The sequence below is a fragment of the Pseudomonas sp. DCB_AW genome (assembly GCF_026240895.1).
Taxonomy (GTDB): Bacteria; Pseudomonadota; Gammaproteobacteria; order Pseudomonadales; family Pseudomonadaceae; genus Aquipseudomonas; species Aquipseudomonas kermanshahensis.
On sequence record NZ_JAPFCE010000040.1, the window covers coordinates 38,224 to 46,799 of the forward strand.

The window sequence follows — 8,576 nt, forward strand, 5'->3', positions numbered from 1 at the left end:
CGGGGTGGCCTTACTCGATGTTCTGTACTTGTTCACGCATCTGTTCGATCAATACCTTCAGGTTGACCGCCGCTTGCGTGCTACGCGGGTCGAATGCCTTGGAGCCGAGGGTATTGGCTTCGCGGTTGAGTTCCTGCATCAGGAAGTCCAGGCGCCGGCCAGCCGCGCCGCCCGACTTGAGCACGCGGCGCACTTCGGTGACGTGGGTGGCGAGGCGGTCGAGCTCTTCGGCGACGTCGCTCTTTTGCGCCAGCAGCACCATCTCCTGCTCCAGGCGTTGTGGGTCGAGCTCAGCCTGCATGTCGCCGAAGCGGTCGAGAATTTTCTGCCGCTGGGCCGCCAGCATCTGCGGCACCAGGGCGCGCAGGGTGGTGACCTCGGTGGTCATGTTGTCCAGGCGTTCGTTGATCAGCCGGGCCAGCTCCTGGCCTTCACGCAGGCGCCCGGCCTTGAGTTCGGCCAGCGCGTCGTCGAACAGCGCCACGGCCTCGGCGTTCAGCGCCTGCGGGTCGCTGGCGTCGGCGACCAGCACGCCCGGCCACGACAGCACTTCCAGGGGGTTCAGCGGGGCCGGCTGCTTGATCAGGCCAGCCACCTCTTCGGCGGCGGCGACCAGCTGTGCGGCGCGCTCACGGTCCACTTTCAGTGGCTTGCCGGTGCTGTCTTCATTGAGACGCAAGGTGCATTCCACCTTGCCGCGCGACAGCCCCTGGCGCAGGCCTTCGCGTACCGCGCCTTCGAGGTCGCGCAGGGCCTCCGGCAGGCGCAGGTGCGGCTCCAGGTAGCGGTGGTTGACCGAGCGCAGCTCCCAGACCAGGGTGCCTTGGCTGCCGGCGCGCTCGACACGAGCAAAAGCGGTCATGCTGTGCACCATGGGGAGTACCTCGCGTAGATGAATGAACAGGGAAGCCTCTCGGCTGCAAGGCGCAGGATTGTAGCGCAGTGGGGCCTCGGCGCCCAATCCAGCCATGTTACAGAGGGCGAAATGCGCAGTGGGAAAAGGCGACAGGCTGTCAGGGGCGCGACAATAGGCGTGTCCTCCCGCAGCTGCGAGCTCTATAATGCTCGGCAGATTCAAGTCCCAGTACAGGTATCCCAGATGAAACGTCCAAGTGGTCGCGCCGCCGATCAGCTCCGCTCGATCCGCATCACCCGCAACTACACCAAGCACGCCGAAGGGTCGGTACTGGTCGAGTTCGGTGACACCAAGGTCATCTGCACGGTCAGCGTGGAGAATGGTGTGCCCCGCTTCCTCAAAGGCCAGGGCCAAGGCTGGCTGACAGCCGAATACGGCATGCTGCCGCGCTCCACCGGCGAGCGTAACCAGCGCGAAGCCAGCCGTGGCAAGCAGGGCGGCCGCACCCTCGAAATCCAGCGCCTGATCGGCCGCTCGCTGCGCGCCGCGCTGGACATGAGCAAGCTCGGTGACATCACCCTGTACATCGACTGCGACGTGATCCAGGCCGACGGTGGCACCCGCACCGCGTCGATCACCGGTGCCATGGTCGCTCTGTGCGATGCCCTGGCCGTGATCAAGAAGCGTGGCGGCCTCAAGGCTGGCAACCCGCTCAAGCACATGATCGCCGCGGTTTCCGTGGGCATGTACCAAGGCGAGGCCGTGCTCGACCTGGACTACCTGGAAGACTCTGCCGCCGAGACCGACCTGAACGTGGTCATGACCAGCGCCGGTGGTTTCATCGAGGTACAGGGCACCGCCGAGGGCGCGCCGTTCCAGCCTGAAGACCTGAATGCCATGCTCGCCGTGGCGCAGAAGGGCATGAACGAGATCTTCGAACTGCAGCAGGCCGCCCTGGCCGACTGACTGTTTCTATAGATACGAAAAAGCCGACATTGATGTCGGCTTTTTCGTATCTGAATACAACTCAGATGGTCAACGTCCAGTCATAGTCCACAATCAGCGGCGCATGCTGCGAGAAGCGCGGCTGACGCGGCAGGCGGGCGTTACGCACGAAGCGGCGCAGGCCTGGGGTGAGGATCTGGTAGTCGAACCGGTAGCCCAGGTTGAGCATCTCGGCCTGTTCGTTGTCCGGCCACCAGCTGTACTGGTCGCCTTCACGGCTGACTTCACGCAGGGCATCCACGTAGCCCATCTCGCCCGTGATCGCGTCCATCCAGGCACGCTCCGGTGCCAGGAAGCCAGGCGATTGCTGGCTGTCGCGCCAGTTTTTGATGTCGAGCTTCTGCTGCGCCACGTAGAACGAGCCGCAATAGATGTACTCGCGACGCTTGCGCCGCTGTTTGTCCAGGTACTTGGCGAAGTCGTCCATCAACTTGAATTTCTGGTTCAAGTCTTCGTCGCCGTTCATGCCCGAAGGCAGCAGCAGGCTGGCAATACTGACTTTGTCGAAATCTGCTTGCAGGTAACGCCCGTAACGGTCGGCTGTCTCGAAGCCCAGGCCGGTGATGACTGCCTTGGGCTGCATGCGCGAGTAAAGGGCTACGCCACCTTGGGCGGGCACCTCCGCGTCGCAGGCATAAAGGAAATAGCCATCGAGCTGGAAAGCTGGGTCGTCGAGTTCAAAGGCCGAGGCGCGGGTATCCTGAAGGCAGATGACGTCGGCATTCTGGGCTTGCAGCCAGCTGAGCAAACCACGCTCGGCCGCAGCCTGAATGCCATTTACGTTCACACTGATGATCCGCATAAATGGCCCCAAAAATCTCGTGCGTGTATGATACCCGAGCTCAACTCATTTAGCTAAATCCGTGGTGTCCGGGACTTTCCATGCAGCCGTATCAGCGCGACTTCATTCGTTTTGCCATCGACCGCGGCGTTCTGCGCTTCGGCGAATTCACCCTGAAATCGGGGCGTACCAGCCCGTACTTCTTCAATGCCGGCCTGTTCAACACAGGTTCTGCACTGGCGCAGTTGGGCCGTTGCTACGCGGCGGCCATCGTCGACAGCAAGATCCCGTTCGACGTGCTGTTTGGCCCAGCCTACAAGGGTATCCCCCTGGCGGCGACCACCGCCGTGGCCCTGGCCGATCAGCATCAGCTCGACGTGCCATGGTGCTTCAACCGTAAAGAAGCCAAGGATCACGGCGAAGGCGGCAGCCTGGTTGGCGCGCCTTTGGCGGGTGACGTATTGATCATCGACGACGTGATCACGGCCGGTACTGCCATCCGTGAAGTCATGCAGATCATCAATGCCCAGCAGGCCAAGGCCGCTGGCGTGCTGATCGCGCTTAACCGCGAAGAGCGCGGCAATGGCGAGCTGTCGGCGATCCAGGAAGTGGAGCGTGACTTCGGTATTCCGGTGGTCAGCATCGTTTCGCTGACCCAGGTGCTGGAGTTCCTGGCCGATGATCCGCAGCTCAAGCAGCATCTGCCTGCTGTTGAGGCGTATCGGGCGCAGTACGGGATCTGATTCCGGCTCGGTAATAAAAAAGGCGACCTTTGGATGAAGGTCGCCTTTTTTTGTGTCGCCTGTCCTGGCCTCTTCGCGGGTAAACCCGCTCCCACAGGATCTGCGCCAACTTCAAGTCTGGCGATGTACCTGTGGGAGCGGGTTCACCCGCGAAGAGGCCAGCAGGCTAACAAGTCACTCAGCGCGGCTTGCGGTTGGTGATCAGGGTACCCACGCCGCTGTCGGTGAAGATCTCCAGCAGTACCGCGTTCGGCACGCGGCCGTCGATGATGTGCGAGCTGTTCACGCCGCCCTGCACCGCATCCAGTGCGCACTTGATCTTCGGCAGCATGCCGCCGTAGATGGTGCCGTCGGCGATCAGTTCGTTGACTTGCTCAGTAGTCAGGCCGGTCAACACCTGGCCCTGCTTGTCCATCAGGCCGGCGATGTTGGTCAGCAGCATCAGCTTCTCGGCTTTCAGTGCCTCGGCTACCTTGCCCGCCACCAGGTCGGCGTTGATGTTGTACGACTCACCGTTGGCGCCCACGCCGATCGGCGCGATCACCGGGATGAAGTCACCCTTGACCAGCATGTTCAGCAGGTCGGTGTTCACGCTCACGACTTCGCCGACGTGGCCGATGTCGATGATTTCCGGGGTGGTCATCTCTGGCGTTTGGCGGCTGACGGTCAGCTTCTTGGCGCGGATCAGCTCCGCGTCCTTGCCGGTCAGGCCGATGGCGCTGCCGCCGTGGCGGTTGATCAGGTTGACGATGTCCTTGTTGACCTGGCCGCCCAAGACCATCTCGACCACGTCCATGGTGGCCGAGTCGGTCACGCGCATGCCGTCGATGAAGTGGCTTTCGATCGACAGGCGCTTGAGCAGGTCACCGATCTGTGGGCCACCACCGTGGACCACCACCGGGTTGATGCCCACAGCCTTCATCAGCACGATGTCACGGGCGAAACCGGTTTTGAGCTCCTCGCTCTCCATCGCGTTGCCGCCGTACTTGATCACCAGTGTCTTGCCGACAAAGCGGCGGATGTAAGGCAGTGCTTCGGACAAAACTTCGGCTACATGGGAAGCGGCATCGCGATCGAGGGTCATGCAGGGCTCCTGTAAGGAACAGATAGTCGGTCAGAACGGCAGTTGCAGCTCAGGGGCAACCCGCAGCAACTGGGCGCGGAAAACATCCTTGATACGTTGCAATTCGGCGTCGTTGTCGGCCTCGAAGCGCAGCACCAGCACCGGCGTGGTGTTGGAGGCGCGTACCAGGCCCCAGCCGTGGGCGTAGTCGACCCGCACACCGTCGATGGTGGTCAGGTTGGCCGCGCCCCAGTCGGCGTCGCGTTGCAGTGCATCAATGATGCTGAATTTACCCTCGTCGGTCACATCAATATTGATTTCCGGCGTGGAAATATCGTTCGGGAACGCTGCGAACAGGCTTTCGGCGTCTTGCCCGGCCTTGCTGAGGATCTCCAGCAGGCGTGCGGCACTGTAGATGCCATCGTCGAAACCGTACCAGCGTTCCTTGATGAAGATGTGCCCGCTCATCTCGCCGGCCAGCAACGAACCGGTCTGTTTCATCTTCTTCTTGATCAGCGAGTGGCCGGTCTTCCACATCAGCGCGCGGCCGCCATGCTGTTCGATCAGCGGGGTCAGGCGACGGGTGCATTTGACGTCGAAGATGATCTCGGCGCCCGGGTTGCGCGACAGCACGTCCTGGGCAAACAGCATCAGCAGGCGGTCGGGGTAGACGATGGTGCCGGTGTTGGTCACCACGCCTACGCGGTCGCCGTCACCGTCGAACGCCAGGCCGATGTCGGCCCCGGTTTCCTTGACCTTGGCGATCAGGTCCGCAAGGTTTTCCGGCTTGCCTGGGTCTGGGTGGTGGTTGGGGAAGTTACCGTCCACCTCGCAGAACAGCGGGATAACGTCGCAGCCCAGGGCTTCGATCAGCTGCGGGGCGATGACGCCGGCAGCGCCGTTGCCGCAGTCCACCACCACCTTGAGCTTTTTCGCCAGCTTCACGTCGCCGACGATTTGCTGGTAATAGCGCTCGAGGATTTCGACCTTTTCCACGCTGCCTTCGCCACGGCTCAGGTCGTTGGTTTTCAGGCGGGTCTGCAGGGCCTGGATCTGTTCGTTGGCCAGGGTGTCGCCTGCGATGACAATCTTGAAGCCGTTGTAGTCCGACGGGTTGTGGCTGCCGGTGAGCATCACGCCCGATGTGCCGGCCAGCACGTTGGCGGCGTAGTACAGCGCCGGGGTCGGGACCAGGCCGACATCGCTGACCTGGCAGCCAGCGTCGGCCAGGCCTTTGATCAGCTGTTCCACCAGCATTGGGCCGGACAAGCGGCCATCGCGGCCAACGGAAATCTTGGGCTCGCCCTGGGCAAGGGTCTGCGCGCCGATGGCGCGGCCGATCCAGTAGGCGGTTTCGGCATGGAGGGTCTTGCCGACCACGCCGCGAATGTCATAAGCGCGGAAAATGCTGTCCGGCAGTGCGGGGACCAGGTGGGCCATTTCGTTCATCTCTGGAAGCTCCATTAGTCAAAGGCTGTCTGGGCAGGCGCAAACTGAACGCTTGGACGGTGGTTTCGCCAGAGAGTTCGCCATCCTTGGCCTGAACGGTCAGCTGTCGGCTCAGTGGCTGCCGGAGTGGCCGAAGCCGCCAGTGCCACGCTGGCTTTCGTCGAAGGCTTCGACGATGTCGAAGTGCGCCTGCACCACCGGCACCAGCACCAACTGGGCGATACGCTCGCCAATGGCGATGGTGAACGGGGTGTTGCCGCGGTTCCAGCACGACACCATCAGCTCGCCCTGGTAGTCCGAGTCGATCAGGCCGACCAGGTTGCCCAGCACGATGCCGTGCTTATGGCCCAGGCCCGAGCGCGGCAGGATCATGGCTGCCAGGCCCGGGTCGCCGATGTAGATCGACAGGCCGGTGGGGATCAGCAGGGTCTGGCCGGGCTCGAGGACGGTGTCCTCCTTGAGCAGGGCGCGCAGGTCCAGGCCGGCAGAGCCTGGGGTGGCGTACTGCGGCAGGGGAAATTCGGTGCCCAGGCGTGGGTCGAGGATCTTGGCTTGAAGAGCGTGCATGTAACTTATTGAACCTGGTTGAGCCGTTCGGCGATGAAGGCGACCAACTGCCGGGCGATCTTGCCCTTGCTGGTCTGCGCAAAGAGGGTCTGGTGCTGCTGGCGGTCGATCACGGTCAAGGCGTTCTCTTCGCTGTTGAAGCCGATGCTGGGGTTGGCCACATCATTGGCGACGATCAGGTCGAGGTTCTTGTCCTTGAGCTTGCGTGTGGCGTAATCGAGCAGGTGTTCGGTTTCGGCGGCGAAGCCGACGCTGAACGGGCGGTCGCCACGGCCAGCGATGGTCGCAAGGATATCGGGATTACGCACCATCTGCAGCAGCATGCCGTCGCCGGTCGTAGGATCTTTCTTGAGTTTTTGCGTGGCAACTACCTCTGGGCGGTAGTCCGCGACCGCTGCCGAGGCAATGAACAGGTCGCAGGGCATGGCCGCTTCACAGGCCGCGAGCATGTCCCGCGCGCTGACCACGTCGATGCGGTTGACCCGGTCGGGGGTCGGCAGGTGCACCGGGCCGGTGACGAGGGTCACCCGAGCACCGGCTTCGGCAGCCGCTTCGGCGAGGGCGAAGCCCATCTTCCCGGAGCTATGATTGGTGATGTAGCGGACCGGGTCGATGTTTTCCTGGGTTGGGCCGGCAGTGATCAGTACGTGTTTGCCGGTGAGCGTCTGGCGCTTGAAGCTTTCGGCGGCGCACCAGGCCAGGTCGGTGGCTTCGAGCATACGGCCAAGGCCTACGTCGCCACAGGCTTGGCTGCCGGAAGCTGGGCCGAACACCTGGATGCCGCGGCTTTTGAGCAGGTCAAGGTTGGCCTGGGTGGCCGGGTCACGCCACATCGCCTGGTTCATGGCCGGGGCGACGGCAACGGTGGCGTCGGTGGCCAGGATCAGGGTGGTCAGCAGGTCGTCGGCCATGCCTTGGGCCATGCGCGCCATGAGGTCGGCCGTGGCGGGGGCGATGAGGACCAGGTCGGCCCACTTGGCCAGCTCGATATGGCCCATGGCCGCTTCGGCGGCGGGGTCGAGCAGGTCCATGTGCACCGGGTGGCCGGACAGCGCCTGCAGGGTCAGCGGGGTGATGAACTCTGCACCGCCACGGGTCATGACGACGCGCACCTGCGCGCCGTGCTCCAGGAGTCGGCGGATCAGTTCGGCGCTTTTGTAGGCGGCAATGCCGCCACCGACGCCGAGGACGATGCGCTTGTGATACAGCCGCTGCATAGGCTTTTGCCTTTTTCCAGTGAAAGCGGGCGGCGACAAGAACTGCCTGCGGCAGAACGTCGCATGTACGAGGCGAAATAGATTAACACAGGGCCCAAACGTGCCGCAGCAGGACCAAGGAGTGGGGATGAGTATCAGGGAATGGCCGGCTGAAGAACGGCCGAGGGAGAAGTTGTTGTTGCGGGGGGCTGCGGTGCTGTCGGACGCCGAGCTGGTAGCGGTGCTGCTGGGCTCGGGCGTTGCCGGGCGTAACGTGCTGGAGCTGGCGCGGGGGTTACTGGTTCGCTTTGGGGGCCTGAGGCCATTTCTGGAGGCTGATCGCCAAGCCATTTTGCGCGAGCCAGGTCTTGGGCCTGTGAAGTACGCCCAGTTGCAGGCACTTCTGGAGATTGGCCGGCGCTACCTGGATGAGACGATCGAGCGCACGCCGGCGCTGGAGAGCCCGGAGGCGGTGCGGCGCTACCTCAAGGCCATGCTGCGCCATGAAGCCAGTGAAGTGTTTGGCTGCCTGTTTCTGGATACCAAGCACCGGCCGCTGGCGTTCGAGATCCTGTTCAGGGGGACGATCGACCGGGCCAGTATCTACCCGCGGGAAGTGGTGCGCCGAGCGTTGCTGCACAACGCAGCGGCGTTGATCCTGTGCCATAACCACCCGTCGGGCAACAGCGAGCCCAGCCAGGATGATGTGCACATGACGTTGGCGCTAAAGCGCGCGTTAGGGCTGATCGATGTGCGGGTGCTCGACCACATCATCGTGGGCGATGGCGAGCCGTTGTCGATGGTGGAGGAGGGGTGGATCGTTGCTTAGCGGTGTACATGTGCCGGCCTCTTCGCGGGGCAAGCCCGCTCCCACAGGTACCGCACAGCATTCAAAGGCTGTGAGGTCCTTGTGGGA

Annotated in this window: 8 protein-coding genes and 1 pseudogene; 3 read left to right on the forward strand and 6 right to left on the reverse strand. The window is 63.1% G+C overall.

The features are described 5' to 3' along the window. Positions 1–10: 10 nt before the first annotated feature. On the reverse strand, positions 11–874 hold the full coding sequence (locus OO306_RS19505; RefSeq protein WP_085272162.1) for a YicC/YloC family endoribonuclease: 864 nt from the start codon (positions 872–874) through the stop codon (positions 11–13). Positions 875–1,099: 225 nt separating this feature from the next. On the opposite strand from OO306_RS19505, the gene rph reads away from it, so the two are divergent. Further along, positions 1,100–1,822 carry a ribonuclease PH gene (gene rph / locus OO306_RS19510; protein WP_027592157.1) on the forward strand — a complete coding sequence of 241 codons (723 nt, stop codon included), beginning with the start codon at positions 1,100–1,102 and terminating at the stop codon, positions 1,820–1,822. 61 nt (positions 1,823–1,883) lie between these two features. Here the strand turns inward: rph and OO306_RS19515 are convergent, their stop codons facing one another. Beyond that, a complete protein-coding gene (locus tag OO306_RS19515) occupies positions 1,884–2,663 on the reverse strand; it encodes an exodeoxyribonuclease III (RefSeq protein ID WP_003253401.1) in 780 nt (259 codons plus the stop codon). An 80-nt stretch (positions 2,664–2,743) separates the two neighbouring features. Here OO306_RS19515 and pyrE point away from each other — a divergent pair, with 80 nt between their 5' ends. Beyond that, positions 2,744–3,385 carry an orotate phosphoribosyltransferase gene (pyrE, locus tag OO306_RS19520; RefSeq protein ID WP_008091580.1) on the forward strand — a complete coding sequence of 214 codons (642 nt, stop codon included), beginning with the start codon at positions 2,744–2,746 and terminating at the stop codon, positions 3,383–3,385. 178 nt (positions 3,386–3,563) lie between these two features. Here the strand turns inward: pyrE and argB are convergent, their stop codons facing one another. The 4 genes and pseudogenes from argB to coaBC all read right to left on the reverse strand — a co-directional run bounded on the left by argB (position 3,564) and on the right by coaBC (position 7,681). Beyond that, complete coding sequence (gene argB, locus OO306_RS19525; protein ID WP_027592158.1) at positions 3,564–4,469, reverse strand: acetylglutamate kinase; 906 nt, start codon at positions 4,467–4,469, stop codon at positions 3,564–3,566. 30 nt (positions 4,470–4,499) lie between these two features. Then, positions 4,500–5,867, reverse strand: a pseudogene (locus OO306_RS19530) (phosphomannomutase/phosphoglucomutase); the annotation flags it as partial. 141 nt (positions 5,868–6,008) lie between these two features. Continuing rightward, positions 6,009–6,464, reverse strand: a complete 456-nt coding sequence (dut, locus tag OO306_RS19535) for a dUTP diphosphatase (RefSeq protein WP_027592160.1) — start codon at positions 6,462–6,464, stop codon at positions 6,009–6,011. 5 nt (positions 6,465–6,469) lie between these two features. Continuing rightward, on the reverse strand, positions 6,470–7,681 hold the full coding sequence (gene coaBC / locus OO306_RS19540; protein ID WP_027592161.1) for a bifunctional phosphopantothenoylcysteine decarboxylase/phosphopantothenate--cysteine ligase CoaBC: 1,212 nt from the start codon (positions 7,679–7,681) through the stop codon (positions 6,470–6,472). 127 nt (positions 7,682–7,808) lie between these two features. Here coaBC and radC point away from each other — a divergent pair, with 127 nt between their 5' ends. Then, the gene (gene radC, locus OO306_RS19545; protein ID WP_186681492.1) at positions 7,809–8,489 is read left to right on the forward strand and encodes a DNA repair protein RadC; all 681 of its coding nucleotides are present in this window, start codon (positions 7,809–7,811) and stop codon (positions 8,487–8,489) included. Positions 8,490–8,576 lie beyond the last annotated feature (87 nt).